The 14774-nt window shown below is 64.5% G+C and carries 14 protein-coding genes; 5 read left to right on the top strand and 9 right to left on the bottom strand.

What is annotated here, in order from left to right; all coding sequences use genetic code 11:
- Nucleotides 1–24 precede the first annotated feature (24 nt).
- Together upp and KUW17_RS04505 are read left to right on the top strand one after the other, a co-directional pair.
- Nucleotides 25–657 (top strand): uracil phosphoribosyltransferase, encoded by a 633-nt coding sequence (gene upp, locus KUW17_RS04510; protein WP_222476238.1) that lies wholly within the window; start codon nucleotides 25–27, stop codon nucleotides 655–657.
- A gap of 175 nt (nucleotides 658–832) precedes the next feature.
- Nucleotides 833–2161: an SPOR domain-containing protein gene (locus KUW17_RS04505; protein ID WP_222476237.1), complete on the top strand. Its 1329-nt coding sequence runs from the start codon at nucleotides 833–835 to the stop codon at nucleotides 2159–2161.
- Nucleotides 2162–2254: 93 nt separating this feature from the next.
- Here the strand turns inward: KUW17_RS04505 and KUW17_RS04500 are convergent, their stop codons facing one another.
- The 3 genes from KUW17_RS04500 to KUW17_RS04490 form a co-directional block, all read right to left on the bottom strand.
- Nucleotides 2255–3067 (bottom strand): class I SAM-dependent methyltransferase, encoded by an 813-nt coding sequence (locus KUW17_RS04500; RefSeq protein WP_222476236.1) that lies wholly within the window; start codon nucleotides 3065–3067, stop codon nucleotides 2255–2257.
- Between the two features lie 101 nt (nucleotides 3068–3168).
- The gene (locus KUW17_RS04495; protein WP_222476235.1) at nucleotides 3169–4179 is read right to left on the bottom strand and encodes a hypothetical protein; all 1011 of its coding nucleotides are present in this window, start codon (nucleotides 4177–4179) and stop codon (nucleotides 3169–3171) included.
- A 105-nt stretch (nucleotides 4180–4284) separates the two neighbouring features.
- Nucleotides 4285–5913 carry an AMP-binding protein gene (locus KUW17_RS04490; protein ID WP_222476234.1) on the bottom strand — a complete coding sequence of 543 codons (1629 nt, stop codon included), beginning with the start codon at nucleotides 5911–5913 and terminating at the stop codon, nucleotides 4285–4287.
- Nucleotides 5914–5989: 76 nt separating this feature from the next.
- On the opposite strand from KUW17_RS04490, the gene KUW17_RS04485 reads away from it, so the two are divergent.
- The 3 genes from KUW17_RS04485 (at nucleotide 5990) to KUW17_RS04475 (ending at nucleotide 8601) form a co-directional block, all read left to right on the top strand.
- Nucleotides 5990–6913 carry a DMT family transporter gene (locus tag KUW17_RS04485; RefSeq protein ID WP_222476233.1) on the top strand — a complete coding sequence of 308 codons (924 nt, stop codon included), beginning with the start codon at nucleotides 5990–5992 and terminating at the stop codon, nucleotides 6911–6913.
- A 166-nt stretch (nucleotides 6914–7079) separates the two neighbouring features.
- On the top strand, nucleotides 7080–7745 hold the full coding sequence (locus KUW17_RS04480; protein ID WP_222476232.1) for a sulfotransferase family 2 domain-containing protein: 666 nt from the start codon (nucleotides 7080–7082) through the stop codon (nucleotides 7743–7745).
- A gap of 181 nt (nucleotides 7746–7926) precedes the next feature.
- Entirely contained in the window at nucleotides 7927–8601 is a 675-nt protein-coding gene (locus KUW17_RS04475) for a Hint domain-containing protein (RefSeq protein ID WP_222476231.1), read from the top strand.
- An 83-nt stretch (nucleotides 8602–8684) separates the two neighbouring features.
- Here the strand turns inward: KUW17_RS04475 and KUW17_RS04470 are convergent, their stop codons facing one another.
- From KUW17_RS04470 to KUW17_RS04445, 6 genes are all read right to left on the bottom strand, one after another.
- Nucleotides 8685–10886, bottom strand: coding sequence for a 3-hydroxyacyl-CoA dehydrogenase NAD-binding domain-containing protein (locus KUW17_RS04470; RefSeq protein WP_222476230.1), 2202 nt, complete (start codon nucleotides 10884–10886; stop codon nucleotides 8685–8687).
- Nucleotides 10883–11368, bottom strand: a complete 486-nt coding sequence (locus KUW17_RS04465; protein WP_222476229.1) for a cupin domain-containing protein — start codon at nucleotides 11366–11368, stop codon at nucleotides 10883–10885. Before KUW17_RS04465 ends, KUW17_RS04470 begins: the two co-directional genes overlap by 4 nt.
- Nucleotides 11368–12579, bottom strand: a complete 1212-nt coding sequence (locus tag KUW17_RS04460; RefSeq protein ID WP_222476228.1) for an acetyl-CoA C-acetyltransferase — start codon at nucleotides 12577–12579, stop codon at nucleotides 11368–11370. The genes KUW17_RS04465 and KUW17_RS04460 overlap by 1 nt, the downstream gene beginning before the upstream one ends.
- A 10-nt stretch (nucleotides 12580–12589) precedes the next feature.
- Entirely contained in the window at nucleotides 12590–13222 is a 633-nt protein-coding gene (locus KUW17_RS04455; RefSeq protein WP_222476227.1) for a glutathione S-transferase family protein, read from the bottom strand.
- 122 nt (nucleotides 13223–13344) lie between these two features.
- Complete coding sequence (locus KUW17_RS04450) at nucleotides 13345–14493, bottom strand: acyl-CoA dehydrogenase family protein (protein ID WP_222476226.1); 1149 nt, start codon at nucleotides 14491–14493, stop codon at nucleotides 13345–13347.
- A 28-nt stretch (nucleotides 14494–14521) separates the two neighbouring features.
- Nucleotides 14522–14734 (bottom strand): hypothetical protein, encoded by a 213-nt coding sequence (locus KUW17_RS04445; protein ID WP_065266373.1) that lies wholly within the window; start codon nucleotides 14732–14734, stop codon nucleotides 14522–14524.
- Between the last annotated feature and the right edge of the window lie 40 nt (nucleotides 14735–14774).

Here is a 14774-nt window from a genome sequence, read left to right as displayed (position 1 = left end):
AAAACAAAACTTTAGGAGTGCCCCATGACCGACCACCTGACCGTTGTTGATCACCCGCTTGTGCAGCACAAGCTGACCCTGATGCGCGACAAGGGCACGTCCACTGCCGGTTTCCGCCGCCTGCTGCGCGAGATCACCCAGCTTTTAGCCTATGAGATCACCCGCGAAATGCCGCTGACCACAACGGCCATCGAAACCCCGATGGAGGAGATGGAAGCACCGATCCTAGCCGGCAAGAAGCTGGCGCTGGTGTCGATCCTGCGCGCGGGCAACGGCATGCTGGACGGTGTGCTGGAGCTGATCCCCTCCGCCCGCGTCGGCTTTGTCGGCCTCTACCGTGACGAGGAAACCCTGGAGCCGGTGCAGTATTACTTCAAGGCGCCTGAAGGGCTGAAGGACCGGCTGGTGATTGCCGTGGATCCGATGCTGGCCACCGGCAACAGTTCCGCCGCTGCAATTGACCTGCTGAAAGATGCCGGCGCCAACAACATCCGCTTCCTGTGCCTGCTGGCCTCGCCCGAGGGTGTAGCGCGGATGAAGGACGCGCATCCGGATGTGCCGATTGTCACGGCCTCGCTGGACCGGGAGCTGAACAAGAAAGGCTACATCCTGCCTGGCCTCGGCGATGCAGGCGACCGGATGTTCGGCACCAAGTAAAATGCCCGGCGCCAAGGCGGGGCAAACCCGCCTTGGCTATTCTTTTGGCGCGAGCAGCGTGCATTAGCTCCAATTCGCGCAAAATTTGCCGGACTGCGGTCTTATTGTTGCCGCAGAATCTTTACTCATCGGCCAGCTTCGGGCATCCTGCAGCCATATATTGTGGGGCTCAGGAATGAAAATAACTAGAATTATTGCACTGGCCATCATCGCGGGGGCGGCAGGCGCCGCAGGGATACAGGCACAAACCCTGCGTGATAGCAGCCCGCCCGCCGAATACCCGCCGCTCTCCTACAAGGGCAAACAGTATGTGGACAGCCGTGGCTGCATTTACATCCGCGCAGGCATTGACGGAAATGTCGCCTGGGTGCCGCGGGTCAACCGCTCGCGCAAGCAGCTCTGCGGCTACGCGCCGACCAGACTGGCAGGCACCACCAAGCAGCGGCCCGTTGCGGCGGCTCCGGAACTGATCACGCTCGAACCCAGCCAGCAGCCCGCGCAAACCGCGTCAGCCAAGCCTGCGGCCGCCGCGCCTGCACCGGAAACCGCAGCCAGCGCGCCGCCCAAGGTGGTGACAACCGCAAAGCCGGTTCGCGCGCCGCAGGCCGCCGCCGTTGCGGCGGTGTCCGCAGCCCCCAAGCCTGCGGCCAAGGAAGTGGTGCAGGTAACGCCGAAACCGGCCCCCGCCGCGGCACCGGCCGCAGCTGCACAGAAGCCGGCAGGCAGCACTGCCTGCGCAGATTTGTCGGATATCAGCCGCCAGTACACGAATTCCTCCGGCGTGCGCTGCGGCCCGCAGGAAGAGGCGCCTGTCAGCTATGACGGGCCGCAATCCTCTGTGAAGCTCACTCCGAACACCCGCGTGGTGCAGAAGCACATCTACCAGGACCGCCGTCTCGCCAACAGCTTCACCGTGCCCAAGGGCTACCGCCCGGTCTGGACCGATGGGCGGCTGAACCCGCAGCGGGCGGTGCGGACGGTGCGGCCCGCTGTCGTGACCGGCTTTTCGCAGGCCCCTGCAGGATATGAGGTGGTGGAACGCGAAGACGGGCGCATGAACCCGCTGCGCGGATCGCGCACTGCGGAAGGGGACGCGCAGATGGCGCGGATCTGGACCAATGGCGTGCCGCGCAGGCTGGTGCAGCTGCCGCTGGACCGCCGGGTGGTGAAACTGCCGCGCGAGGCGCGCCGCAGCCCGGCCGAGACACAGCCCTCAGGCCTCCGGCTGTCCACCCGTTCGGCGGCGGGCGCCGCAGCGCCGCAGAAATCCGCGGCCGCGCAGCGCTATGTGCGGGCGGCTACCTATGCGGATGCAGGCCAGGCAAAGGCCGCAGCCCGCAGGCTGGCCTCCGCCGGCCTGACAGTGCGGCTTGGCACGGTCAGCCGCAAGGGTCAGCCCTTCAAGGTGGTTCTGGCAGGCCCCTACCGCGACAGCATCCAGGCCGCTGCCGCGCTGGCCAAGGCGCAGGCTGCCGGGTTCAGCGGTGCCCGGCTCAGCAAGTAACTCTGCCGTCAGGGAAGGCGCGGAAAGGCCGGGGTGCAGCCCGGCCTTTTGCTTTTTCCGGACTGTGCAAGCTGCCTGCTCGCAGCCGGGCCGCTACTGCCGGCGGCAGGTGAATACAACGGCCTCAAGCGGCATCCGCAACGGCGGCGGCCCAAAGCGGCCGTGCAACGCATCCAGGATGGCGCTGGCGACCTCATCGGGATCCACGCCGCCCCGGGTGCGGATCTCGTCGATCATCGGGTTGCCGTAGACCAGCGCCTCTGCAAATTTTTCCGCATTGTGGATGGTCTTGTCCTGGGTGATGGTCTCATGACTGATATCAGACCAGTCCGCACCGTTCAGATCTGCCTTCACCGCCTCGGGATCGCCGTAATGGAACGGCACCTTGTAGAAGCCGGGCGGATCCTCCGGGAAAAACTCTGCCGCAGCGGAGTCGGCAATTTCCGCAAACGGGTTCCGGGCCATCGGCGCCCAGAGGTTGAAAACATAGTGCCCGCCCGGTTTCAGAACCCGCGCGGCCTCCCGGAAGGCGGCTGCCTTGTCCGGAAAGAACATCACCCCGAATTGGCAGGCAATCAGATCAAAGCTGTGGTCTGCAAAGGGCAGCTCCATCGCATCAGCAGCTTGAAATCGCGTATTGCCGGCGCCGGAGAGTTTCTTTTCAGCCAGTTTCAGCATCGGTTCGTTCAGGTCGGTGACTGTCAGATTGCACGCCGCCGGCAGTCTGTGCCGCAGACGCAGCGAGACAATCCCGGTACCTGCGGCCAGTTCAAGGACATGCTGCGGGTCAAGGCTTCTGCAGCGCCCGCTGAGGTCTTCCGCGTAGTCATAAAAGATGACCGGCCCCAGACCCGTGTCATAGTGGCTGGGAATATCCCCCGTGAAGCTGGCTGCATTCTCCGGCATGGTTCATTTCCCCTCCTGAACGTGCGTATTGCGCAGATTTCACGATCCTACCAGATCGGGCGCCTTCAGGCGACTGGCGGGGCTGTTTGGGGGAGGTCGGCTCAGCCGCAGATGTTCTGCAGCTGCACCCAGTCGCGGTCGTTCAGCACCGGTTCCAGCTCGCGGCCGGCCATCGGGTCGGCTTCGATCAGCCCCAGAACCGTTTCACCGGTGATGTCCAGCGCATAGGCGTAAGGCGCAGAGGGCAGGGCGGCGCGGGCGAACTCCGCCAGCAGGGCCTCATCCGGCACGTCGGGCCGGGGCCGGGCCAATGTCGCCTCGGCATAGGCGTCCAGCGCGGCGCGGTCGAGCTCGCCCGTGGTCAGCAGATGGAAGGTCGCCAAAAAGCCGCCGGCTTCCAGCAGCTCCAGCATCGGATCGCTGGCCCCGGCCCGGGCGCGTTCGGCCAGGATGGCACCCGCCGCCACCGCCGGATCCTCGTAATCCTCCACAAAGGCACGGTTAAGCAGCACGATGCCGCCGGGAAGATGGAGGCTGCCGGGGATGCCGGCCCGCAGGATTGCCAACTGCCGGACCCCGGTGCGCTGCGCCAGGTCCTTCAGGATCGGTGCCGCCTCTGGCGTGGCGCAGGCGGGGCCGGAGACCCGCTCTATCCGCCCCACCAGCGCCTGGCCGATGGCCTTGCGCTTGATGTCCGGCACCACGCTGACCGCATGCCGGGTCACGGCGCCCGGCAGCCACAGAACCAGCAGCGCCAGCACCAGCGCCAGCGTGCCCAGAATGCTGACCGCGCGCAGCCGCCCGGGCCGCGCCCGCGACCGGCCGATGGCGTTCTGCACCCGGGCGATGGCTTCCAGCATCGCGGTCTCGTCCTCCCCCAGCTCCAGCGTTTCGCCGGGATCGCCATCGGGATGGAACAGGGCAGGGAATTCACCGGGGTTGGCGCGCTCCACCGCCGCCAGCGACCAATGAGCCAGCGGCCGGTCGTTCATGCTGGCAATGGTCAAAGTCGCATCGCCCAGCGACACGATCACGTCCCGCCGCTGCGCCTGCGGATCAGCGCGCCACAGCCCGGCGGCTTCCAGCCGCTCGAATTCCTTCAATGCCGTCATGCAGCCCGCCCGGCCCCCATGCTTATCGTTGGTGCCAGAATAATCACATAAAACAGGGGCGGCAATTTGCTTTGCCGCCCCTCAACGCAGTTTTGCCAAGGAAAGTCACAGGTTCTTGGCGATTTTCCTCAGTTCGAACTTCTGGATCTTGCCGGTGGAGGTTTTGGGCAGCTCCTGGAACACAACTTTCTTGGGCGCCTTGAAGCCCGCCAGGGTTTCGCGGGTAAATGCAATCAGCGCCGCCGCGTCCTCCTTGGCGCCCGGTTTCAGCTCGACAAAGGCGCAGGGCACTTCGCCCCATTTCTCATCCGGCATGGCCGCAACCGCGGCCAGCAGCACATCGGGGTGCGCCATCAGCACGCCCTCCACCTCGACAGAGGAGATGTTCTCGCCGCCGGAGATGATGATGTCCTTGGCCCGGTCGGCGATCTGGATGTAGCCGTCGGGGTGCTGGACGGCGAGGTCGCCGGAGTTGAAATAGCCTCCCTTGAAGGCTTCGGCGGTGGCTTCGGGGTTCTTGAGATACCCTTTCATCACCACATTGCCGCGCAGTGCGATCTCGCCTTGGGCTTGGCCGTCTTTCGGCAGCACGTTGTGCTCGCTGTCGCGCACCACCACCGGCTCCAGCATCGGCATGGCAACACCTTGGCGCGATTTCTTGGCGGCAATCCCGGCCTTGTCCAGCCCGTCCCAGTCCTCTGCCTTCCAGTAGCATTCGGTGACATGGCCGAAGGTCTCGGTCAGCCCGTAGACATGGGTGATGTTAAAGCCGAGGTTCTCGATCTTCGACAGCGTTGCGGGGGCAGGCGGGGCGCCGGCGGTGAAGACCTCCACCGTGTGATCAAAGGTGCGGCGCTCCTCGTCCAGCGCGTTGACGATCATGTTCAGCACGATCGGCGCGCCGCCGAAATGGGTGACGCCCTCGTAATGGATGGCGTTGTAGATGTTCTGCGCGGTGATATCGCGGCAGCAGACCAGAGTGCCGCCGACCAGCGGCATCATCCAGGTGTGGTTCCAGCCGTTGCAGTGGAACAGCGGCACGATGGTCAGATAGACCGGATGCAGCACCATCCGCCAGGACACCACCGTGCCCATGGTCATCAGGTAGGCGCCGCGGTGGTGATAGACCACGCCCTTGGGCCGCCCGGTGGTGCCGGAGGTATAGTTCAGCGCCAGGCTTTCCCATTCGTCCTCAGGCATGATCCACTGGAACTCAGGATCGCCGCCGGCCAGCAGCGCCTCGTATTCCGTGTGGCGGCCGGTGGCGTGCCAGCTGGCCTGGTCGTCGGCCACTTCGATCAGGATGGGCGCGGGCCCTTCCATTTCCTCCACTGCAGCCTCCGCCAGCTCAATGAACTGAGGATCGACAAGCACCACCTTGGCCTCGCCATGCTCGAAGATATAGGCAACCGTGCCCACATCCAGCCGGGTGTTGATGGTGTTCAGCACCGCGCCGCAGGCGGGCACGCCGAAATGCGCCTCTGCCTGGGCGGGGATGTTCGGCATCAGGGTGGCCACCACATCGCCGGGCTTCACCCCCAGCTTGACCAGGCCGGAAGCCAGGCGGGTGCAGCGCTCATAGTACTCGGCATAACTCTTGCGGTGCTTGCCATAGCTGACCGCCAGACGGTCCGGAAACACCTGTGCCGCACGTTGCAGATGCGAAAGCGGCGTCAGCGGCACATAATTTGCGGCGGTCTTCTCCAGACCGGTTTCTTCCGCCATCCACCCCATCAGTTTCCTCCCCTGAATCACTTTGGTGTCGCTTAGAGGACAGATATTGCGGAAAGTTGCGGGCAATGGGAAGGGTATGAAACAAACAGCCGCACTCTCCGCCCCGGGCACCAGCCAGACCGCAGCCGCGCAGTCGATGCTGGCGGCGATGCTGATTATCGGCATCACCGACAACGCCGTGCCGCTGATGGCAGAGACCATCGGGCTGGGCCAGTTCTACTTGTTGCGCACATTTGTCGCACTGCCGTTCCTGTGGCTGATGGCGCGCGCCGGGCTGGGCGGGCTGAGATCCCGCAACTTCGGCGCGGTGCTCTTGCGGGCGGTGCTGGTGGCGGTGTCGATGGTGTTCTACTTCTCCGCCGTGGCGCTGATGCCGATTGCCCAGGCGCTGGCCGGGCTGTTCACCTCGCCGATCCTGATCGTGGTGATTTCCGTCCTGTTCCTTAGGATGCGGATCGGCTGGATCCGGATTGCGGCCGTTCTTTGCGGCTTTGCAGGCGTCCTGATGGTGCTGCAGCCGGATCCGGCCGCCTTCAACTGGCTGATCCTGGTGCCGGTGGCGGGCGGGCTGTTCTACGCGCTCGGCTCGCTCGCGACCGGGCTGTATTGCCAGGGTGAAAGCACGGTGGCGATGCTGTTCATCTACCTGCTGGTGCAAGGCGTGCTTGGCGCCATGCTGCTGGCAGGGCTGGAGATCTGGCCGCAGGCGGTGCCCGCGGGCGCAGACGGTTTTGTCACCCGCGGCTGGGTCTGGCCGCTGTGGGACATTGCCCACCTGATCCTGCTGCAGGGCTGCGCGGCGGTGGGCGGCGTGTTCCTGATCACCAAGGCCTACCAGCTGGGCGAGGCGTCTTATGTCGCCGTGTTCGAATACTCGGTGATGATCGTCGGCCCGGGGGTTGCTTGGGCCTATTGGGGGCAGGCGCTGAACATCTGGCAGGTGCTGGGCATTGGTCTGATCATTGCGGCCGGAGCCACCATTGCGCTGCGCTCCAGGTAGAAGGCGGAGGGGCGCTGCCCCTCTTGGCCCCGAGGGGCCAATTCACCCCGGAGTATTTGCGCAAAGGTGAAAGGGGCTGGGTGCCGTGCGTTCGCGCTGCTGCCCGCTCCGCCGCATCGCGCAAATCAGCATTTCCAACAGCGGGTCAATACCATAGGGTCGGGACATGATCCTGTCCCAAGGCCGCCGGTACGTTTTTGTCCATATCCCCAAAACCGGCGGCACCGCGCTGGCGCTGGCGCTGGAGGCACGCGCGATGGCGGATGACATGATGCTGGGCGACACGCCGAAAGCGCTGAAGCGCCGGCGCCGCCTGAAGGATACTGAGACGCGCGGGCGGCTGTGGAAGCACTCCACCCTGGCCGACATCGAAGGGCTGGTTCCGGATGAGGTAATGAGAGGCCTGTTCGCCTTCACCCTGGTGCGCAACCCCTGGGACCGGGCGGTCAGCTATTACCACTGGCTGCGCGAACAGAGCTTCGATCATCCGGCCATCGGCCTGGCACACAGACTCGAGTTCCGCGCCTTCGTGCAGCACCCGGAGATCATCGCAGCCTTCCGCGGCACCCCGGCATCCTCTTATATGCGCCATGCAGACGGGACGGAGCAGTGCCAGCTTTATATCCGGCTGGAGCATTTCCGCGACGACGCGCAGCCCTTGTTTGATCATCTCGGGTTTTCGCTTGAGCTGCCCGTGGTCAACGAAAGCGGCCGGCAGCGGGACTGGCGCGCCTATTACGACGATGCCGCCGCCGAAGCCGTCGCAGCAGCCTGCGCCCGGGACATTGCACAATTTGAATACTCTTTTAACGATTCTCTCCTATCCAGATAGCGCAGTGCAGCGTTGGCAGCGCCTGGCCGGAAGCTGATCCGGCCCATGCAGGCTGATTGGCGCGCCAAAGTGAACAATGCCCGGTTTTTGCCTTAATTCCGGCCCATAAGTGGCAAGGATCAAAGAAAAAGATCGGGATGGCCAGCAGCGTGGCTGCCGCGGCCGCAGGAAAGGATCGCAGATGCTGGATTGGCTTCTGAAACGCACGCATGTCCCGGCGGACCGGGTGATGAACAGCGGCTTCCCGCTGGTCCCGGTTGGCCAGGGCGGGTTTCTGGCCGGAACCCATGTGGCGTCCAATCTCGGCTGGCGCCCGGTAGAGGCGCTGACGCCGGGCGACAAGGTGCTGACCTTCGATCACGGCATGCAGACCGTGGTGGAACTGCAGCGCGAAGTCATGATCCCGGCAGAGGGCGATCTGGAACCGGCCCGCTGCCCGCTGTTCGTGCCGCGCGACGCGCTGATGAACCGGGTGCCGATGTGGCTGATGCCGGACCAAGGCGTGCTGTTGGAAAGCGAGCTGGTGGAGGACGCCCAGGGCGATCCCTTTGCCATCGTTCCGGCCTGCACGCTGGAAGGCTACCGCGGCATCCGCCGGATGCATCCGGGAGCCCAGCTTGAGCTGGTCATGCCGCGCTTTGCCGAGGATCAGGTGATCTATCTGGAGGCCGGGATGCTAGGCTATGCAGCGGCTCCGGCGAACCTAATGTGCGGGCGGGTGTATTCCGAGGCAGGCGCCTACCGGGTGCTGCCGCCAGAAGAGGCGCGCGGCCTGGTTCTGTCGATGATGGCGGAGGAGGACTTCTGGCCTGCTGGTGCCGCTGAAGGTGCGGCGCAGACCGCGGTCAGAATGTAGGATCAGCTTAGGCGTTCAACCTCTTGCCAGAATGGAAAAAGGCCGGCGCGCGGGCGCCGGCCTTTTCCATTTCGTGCTCTCACTCAGGCGGCGGCGGATTTCTCTGGCGCAAAGCGCGTGTAGAAGCTCTGGCCCTTCTCCGCCATCTCGCGTAGCAGCGCCGGGCAGGCGAAGCGCTCGCCGAACTGTTCGGTCAGGCTGTCGCAGCGCTCTGCCGCGTAAGGCGTGCCGAGGATGTCCAGCCAGCTGAGAGGACCGCCGGACCACGGCGCGAAGCCCCAGGCCAGGATGGCGCCGACGTCGCCCTCGCGGATATCCATCAGCACGCCTTCCTCCAGCGCCCGCACTGCTTCCAGCACCTGCGCGAACATCAGCCGCTCCTGCACCTCGATCAGATCGGGCTGTTCCGCCGCCAACGGGTACTTCTCCTGTAGGCCCTTCCAGTATTCAACACGCTTACCCTTGTCGTCATATTCGAAGAAGCCGGCATTGGCCTTGCGGCCCAGACGGCCCTGTTCCTCCATCCAGAAGATCAGGTCGTCCGCCGGGCTTTCCGGGTAGGCATCGCCCATCGCCGCCTTGGTGGCGCGGGCAATCTTGGCGCCCAGATCAATCGAGGTCTCATCGGTCAGCTGCACCGGCCCCACCGGGAAGCCCAGCTGCCGTGCGGCGTTGTCGATCAGCACCGGGCTGACGCCCTCGGTGATCATCCGCAGGCCCTCGTTGATATAGGGCAGGATGCAGCGGTTGGCGTAGAAGAAGCGCGCGTCATTCACCACGATCGGCGTCTTGCGGATCTGGCGCACGTAGTCCAGCGCCTTGGCTACCGCACGGTCGCCGGTTTCCTTGCCCTTGATGATCTCCACCAGGAACATCTTCTCGACGGGCGAGAAGAAGTGGATACCGATGAACTGCTCCGGCCGGCTGGAGGCCTTGGCCAGTTCGGTGATCGGCAGAGTGGAGGTGTTGGAGGCAAAGATGCAGTCCTCGGGAATGATCGCCTCGACCTTCTGGGTCATCTCGGCCTTGACGCCCGGGTCTTCGAACACCGCCTCGATGATCAGGTCGCAGCCCTTCAGCGCGTCGATATCCGGGGTGGCGGTGATCTGCGCCAGCAGCGCTTCTTTCTTCTCCTCGGTCGCCTTGCCGCGCTTGATGCCCTTGTCCATATAGGCGGCGGAATAGGCCTTGCCCTTGTCGGCGGCCTCCTGGTCACGGTCGATCAGCACCACTTCCATACCGGCCTGGGCCGAGACCAGCGCAATGCCAGCGCCCATCATGCCCGCACCCAGCACGCCGATTTTCTTGACCGACTGGTCCGGCACATCCTTGGGCCGCACGGCGCCTTTTTCCAGCGCCTGCTTGTTCAGGAACAAGCTGCGGATCATCGCGGAGGACGAGGGGTTCATCAGCACGTTGGTGAACCAGCGCGCCTCGATCTTCAGTGCGGTGTCGAAATCGACCAGCGCGCCCTCGTAGATGGAGGACAGCAGCGCCTTGGCCGCCGGGAAGGCGCCCTGGGTCTTGCCGTTTACCATGGCGGAAGCACCGACAAAGGTCATGAAACCAGCGGGATGATAGGGCGCGCCGCCCGGCATCTTGTAGCCCTTGGCATCCCAGGGCTTGACCAGATCACCGTCCTTGGCGTTCAGCACCCATTCCTTGGCTGCGGCCAGCGCATCATCGGACACGGCGTCGATCAGCTGCGCGCCCTTGGCTTTCTTCGGGTCCATCATCTTGCCTTCCAGCAGGACCGGGGCTGCTGCCATCGCGCCCACCATGCGGGAGTACCGCGTGGTGCCGCCGCCGCCGGGGAAGATGCCGATCATGATTTCCGGCAGGCCGATCTTGGCCTTGGGATTGGAGGTCATCACCCGGTGATGGCAGGCCAGTGCAATCTCGGTGCCGATGCCGGCGCAGGTGCCGTTGATCGCACAGGCCACCGGCTTGCCGCCCTTCTTGGTCTTGGGGTCCATGCCTGCCAGCTCCAGCTTGCGCAGGATGCGGTGGCCGCCCATGGTGAAGTCGAACAACCCCTGAGCCGGGTTCTCACCCGACTCTTCGCGGATGGTGGCCAGCACGTTCAGGTCCATGCCGCCGGCAAAGTCCTTCTTGCCGCTGGTGATCACGATGCCCTTCACGGCCTCGTCTTCCAGTGCCCGGTCCACGTATTCCCCCACCAGGCCAAAGGCCTCGCGGGTGAGGACGTTCATGCTCTTGCCCTCGGCGTCCCAGGTGATGATTGCGACGCCGTCTGCGTCCACGTCGTATTTGAAATCGCTCATGTGTCTTCTCCGGTCTGGTCAGCCGTCAGCGGGCTGCCGTCCTTGCGGGTGAATGTGAACTCGCCGCCTGCGAATTTCACCATCATGTCCAAATCGCTGTAATAGCCGGTCTCTGTTGGGGTGCGGGTGCCCACCACCAGGAACGCTGCGGGCTTGTCCGAACGGTTCACCAGATGGTGGCCGTTCTCCTCGCCCGCCGGAAAGGCGGCGCAGTCGCCCGGCATCATCTCATGCGCGCCCTGATCGTCGATCAGGGTGCAGATGCCCTCTGTCACCATCACGAACTCGTCCTGCTCCATGTGGTAGTGGCGCAGGGAAGAGGCCGCGCCGGGCTCCAGCCGCACGATGTTGACGCCGAACTGGCTGAGCCCGCCAGGGTCGCCCAGCGGCTGCACGCTGCGGCCCGCACAGGCCTCGGCCAGCTTGCTGGGGTAGCCCGATCCGGTCCGCCAGGGCAGTTGGGATAGGTCCAGCTTTGGCATCAGACGCGCTCGATGATGGTTGCGGCGCCCATGCCCGATGCGATGCACAGGGTGGCGAGGCCTGTTTCCTTGTCCTGCCGCTCCAGCTCATCCAGCAGGGTGCCGATGATGATCGCACCGGTGGCGCCCAGCGGGTGGCCCATGGCGATGGAGCCGCCGTTGACGTTCACCAGCCCCGGGTCCACGTCGAACGCCTGCTGGAACCGCAGCACGACGGATGCAAAGGCCTCGTTCACCTCGAACAGGTCCAGATCGCCGATGGTCATGCCGTTGTCGGCCAGGATCTTCTCGGTCACCGGCACCGGACCGGTCAGCATGATGGTCGGATCGGTACCGATCTTGGCGGTGGCCTTGATGCGGGCGCGCGGCTTCAGGCCGTGACGCTCACCAAACTCCTTGTTGCCGATCAGCAGCGCCGCAGCGCCATCCACGATGCCAGAGGAGTTGCCCGCGTGGTGGATGTGGTTGATCCGTTCCAGATGCGGGTATTTCAGCATCGCCACCTTGTCGAAGCCCGGCATCTGCTCGCCCATCATCTGGAACGCGGGGTTCAGCGACCCCAGAGCTTGCATGTCGGTGCCGGGGCGCATGTATTCATCGTGGCTCAGGATCGGAAGGCCGTTCTGGTCGGTGACGGTGATCACCGATTTGTCGAACCGCTTCTCTTCCCAGGCCTTGGCAGCACGGCGCTGGCTCTCCATCGCCAGAGCGTCCGCCTGATCACGGGTAAAGCCGTATTCGGTGGCGATGATGTCGGCCGAGATGCCCTGCGGCACGAAATAGGTTTCCATCGCCAGTGAGGGATCAACCGCAATTGCCGCGCCGTCACTTCCCATGGCCACCCGGCCCATCATCTCGACGCCGCCCGCGATATAGGCATCGCCCGCGCCGCCCTTCACCTGGTTTGCCGCCAGGTTCACCGCTTCCATGCCGGAGGCGCAGAAGCGGTTGATCGCAAGACCCGGAATGCGTTCGTCCAGATCCGAGGCTAGAACTGCCGAGCGTGCCAGGCAGCCGCCCTGTTCCATTACCTGGGTCACGTTGCCCCAGATAACGTCCTCGACCGCGTGGCCTTCCAGGTTGTTGCGTTCCTTGATCGCGTTCAGCGTCAGGGCAGACAGGCGGACCGCGGTCACCTCATGCAAGGATCCGTCCTTGCGTCCCTTGCCGCGCGGGGTGCGCAGCGCGTCATAGATATATGCGTCTGTCATTGTGCTCTCCTCAGGCCCGGTCCGACGGGTTGCCGGGCATCAAGTCATAGGGGTGTTTCCAGCCGGGCAGGGCGCTGATGCGGTCCAGCCAGGCGTCGATATGGGGCCAGTCGGCCCGGTCAAAGCCAAAGGGCTCCGGATAAAACAGGTAGCCGCAGCAGGTCAGATCGGCGTTGGTGAGGCCGTCGCCCACGATCCACTCGCGGCCCTGCAAATGGGTGTTCAAGGTGGTGAAGGCAGCCTTCAGGCGGCCCTGCATGAAGGCGATCACTTCCTGCGGGCGCTTGTCCTCGGGCAGGAAATTCATCAGGAACCGGGTCATGCCTGCCTGGCTGGACAGTTTGTGGTTGTCCCACAGGATCCAGCGCAGAACTTCGTATTTGTCTTCCGGGGTGCCTGCGAACTTGCCGGTCTTGTCGCTGATATACTGCTGGATCACGCCGGACTGCGACAGGCGCAGATCGCCGTCCACCAGCACCGGCGCCTCTGCCATTACGTTGAGGCCGCGGTAATCATCGCTGCGGTGCGCGCCGCTGAAGAAGTCGACAAAGACCGGCTCCCACGCCAGGCCGGACAGTTCCAGCGCCAGCGCCGCCTTGTAGGAATGGCCGCTTTCGCCGAAGCAATGCAGTTTGATTGTCATCTGTTGCTCCCTGTGTCTGCTGGCGGAGCGGGGGGTCACATCCCCGCACCCCCGTGGAGTATTTTTCGGAAAGATGATGGGGCGTTAACCCGCCTCCCGCGATCCCGCCGCGGCCCCTGCGGCTACAGCGACCGCGCAATCAGCTCCTTCATGATCTCATTGGTGCCGCCGTAGATCCGCTGGACCCGCGCATCTGCCCACATCTCGCCCACCGCGTATTCCTGCATGTAGCCGTAGCCGCCATGCAGCTGCAGGCATTCGTCCAGCACCTCTCCCTGGGTGTCGGTGATCCAGTATTTCGCCATCGCCGCCTTTTCGACGGTAAGCTTGCCCTGCAAATGTTCGGCGATGCATTCGTCCAGAAAGGCACGGGCGACCTTGGTCTTGGTCAGGCATTCGGCCAGCTTGAAACGGGTGTTCTGAAACTGCGTCAGCGGGCCGCCAAAGGCCTCGCGCTCTTTGCAGTAGGCCACCGTGCGCGCGACCGCGCCCTCCATCGCGCCGACCGCGCCGCAGGCGATGATCAGCCGCTCCTGCGGCAGCTGCTGCATCATCTGATAGAACCCCTGGCCCTCAACGCCTCCCAGGATGTTCTCCGGCGGGATTTCCACATCGCTGAAGAACAGCTCAGACGTGTCTGCTGCGTGGCAGCCGATCTTGTCGAGGTTGCGGCCGCGGCTGAAACCTTCGGCGCCGTCAGTTTCCACCGCCACCAGCGACACGCCCTTGGCGCCCAAAGCCGGGTCGGTCTTGGCCGCCACCAGGATCAGGTTGGCGTGCTGGCCGTTGGTGATGAAGGTCTTCTGCCCCGACAGCCGGTAGGCATTGCCGTCCTTCACCGCCTTGGTCTTGATCGCCTGCACGTCGGAGCCGGTGGAGGGCTCGGTCATCGCCAGCGCGCCGACCAGCTCGCCGGTCACCATCATCGGCAGCCAGCGCTGTTTCTGCTCCTCGGTGCCATAGGCCAGGATGTAATGCGCAACAATGCCGGAATGGATGCCATTGCCCCAGCTGGCCAGGTTGGCGCGGCTGCCTTCCATCAGGATCACCGCCTCATGGCCGAAATCTCCGCCGGCGCCGCCATAGCTTTCAGGGATCGACGGGCACAGCAGGCCCAGCGCGCCGGCCTGGTTCCAAGTCTCCCGCTCCATCAGCCCCTGCTTGCGCCAGGTCTCGAACTTCGGCGCCCATTCGTTGGTGATGAACTGGGCCGTCATCTCCCCAAGCATCTGGTGCTCTTCCGTCATCCATGCGGAGTGCGTGCTGGTCATCTTTCTCCCTTCGGCCCGGTTGCGGGCCTTATCTCTTGCGGGCCTCCAGCTCGGCGTTGAACAGCCGCAGCCGGTGGCTCAGGTTCTCGTAGTCCGTCACGCTGTCGAAGTTCTCGAACAGGAATGACAGCGCTTCCCCCTCATCCAGCCCCGCCTCCTGGGCGAACCTCTTTAGCCTGCGGTAGCCGTCCTCCGTCATCGCAATCGGCAGGCGGCGGGTCAGGCGGAAACGTTTCGGCATCTTGCGGTCCTTTGTGTGTCAAAGCACCAGCCGGGGCTTG

Origin of the sequence: Leisingera aquaemixtae (genome assembly GCF_019801145.1) — a bacterium.
Taxonomy (GTDB): domain Bacteria; phylum Pseudomonadota; class Alphaproteobacteria; order Rhodobacterales; family Rhodobacteraceae; genus Leisingera; species Leisingera aquaemixtae_A.
The sequence above is the reverse complement of the archived record's forward strand: the minus strand, read 5'-3'. Positions and strand labels throughout refer to the sequence as shown.

Coding starts and splice junctions, on each gene's coding strand:
- upp (WP_222476238.1), top strand. CDS start 25: ATGACCGACCACCTGACCGTTGTTGATCACCCGCTTGTGCAGCACAAG.
- KUW17_RS04505 (WP_222476237.1), top strand. CDS start 833: ATGAAAATAACTAGAATTATTGCACTGGCCATCATCGCGGGGGCGGCA.
- KUW17_RS04500 (WP_222476236.1), bottom strand. CDS start 3,067: ATGCCGGAGAATGCAGCCAGCTTCACGGGGGATATTCCCAGCCACTAT.
- KUW17_RS04495 (WP_222476235.1), bottom strand. CDS start 4,179: ATGACGGCATTGAAGGAATTCGAGCGGCTGGAAGCCGCCGGGCTGTGG.
- KUW17_RS04490 (WP_222476234.1), bottom strand. CDS start 5,913: ATGGGGTGGATGGCGGAAGAAACCGGTCTGGAGAAGACCGCCGCAAAT.
- KUW17_RS04485 (WP_222476233.1), top strand. CDS start 5,990: ATGAAACAAACAGCCGCACTCTCCGCCCCGGGCACCAGCCAGACCGCA.
- KUW17_RS04480 (WP_222476232.1), top strand. CDS start 7,080: ATGATCCTGTCCCAAGGCCGCCGGTACGTTTTTGTCCATATCCCCAAA.
- KUW17_RS04475 (WP_222476231.1), top strand. CDS start 7,927: ATGCTGGATTGGCTTCTGAAACGCACGCATGTCCCGGCGGACCGGGTG.
- KUW17_RS04470 (WP_222476230.1), bottom strand. CDS start 10,886: ATGAGCGATTTCAAATACGACGTGGACGCAGACGGCGTCGCAATCATC.
- KUW17_RS04465 (WP_222476229.1), bottom strand. CDS start 11,368: ATGCCAAAGCTGGACCTATCCCAACTGCCCTGGCGGACCGGATCGGGC.
- KUW17_RS04460 (WP_222476228.1), bottom strand. CDS start 12,579: ATGACAGACGCATATATCTATGACGCGCTGCGCACCCCGCGCGGCAAG.
- KUW17_RS04455 (WP_222476227.1), bottom strand. CDS start 13,222: ATGACAATCAAACTGCATTGCTTCGGCGAAAGCGGCCATTCCTACAAG.
- KUW17_RS04450 (WP_222476226.1), bottom strand. CDS start 14,493: ATGACCAGCACGCACTCCGCATGGATGACGGAAGAGCACCAGATGCTT.
- KUW17_RS04445 (WP_065266373.1), bottom strand. CDS start 14,734: ATGCCGAAACGTTTCCGCCTGACCCGCCGCCTGCCGATTGCGATGACG.